The organism is Rhodopseudomonas sp. B29 (assembly GCF_000333455.1).
GTDB lineage: Bacteria > Pseudomonadota > Alphaproteobacteria > Rhizobiales > Xanthobacteraceae > Rhodopseudomonas.
Genome location: NZ_BADD01000801.1, coordinates 1 through 372, shown reverse-complemented (window position 1 = coordinate 372; position 372 = coordinate 1). Strand labels below are relative to the sequence as shown.

Annotated in this window: 1 protein-coding gene; it reads right to left on the bottom strand. The window is 57.5% G+C overall.

Going from position 1 to position 372, the window contains the following annotated elements:
- The coding region (locus tag I5M_RS33270; RefSeq protein ID WP_199900080.1) for a sugar transferase at positions 1 to 152 on the bottom strand (152 nt) is incomplete at its 3' end.
- Between the last annotated feature and the right edge of the window lie 220 nt (positions 153 to 372).

Here is a 372-nt window from a genome sequence, read left to right as displayed (position 1 = left end):
CCATTGAACCCGCAACGGTGTTGTTTGAAGAGAACCGGTCCCCGGGAATCCAGCTTGATCGCGGCCGCCACAAGCAAGAGCCACGGCGACACAGCTACCAGAACGGACGCGGAGAGAAAGACATCCAACGTTCGCTTCGCGAAAAGCTCCATTGGCGACAGAGGGCCGCGATGAAGTTCTACGCATCGCGTTCCACCCAGCTCAGTCGAGGGCCTGTTAAAAAGCTCTGAACTTTCACCCGTCGGCATCAGCCTGACGCGGAGAGGCAGAACTTGGAGCGCCGCAACAACACGTTTCAGGCGAGGCCAGTCGTTGAGACTGACGACAAAGAATATTTCCCCGACTTCGGTCTCGCGGGTGTAGTCGATGATC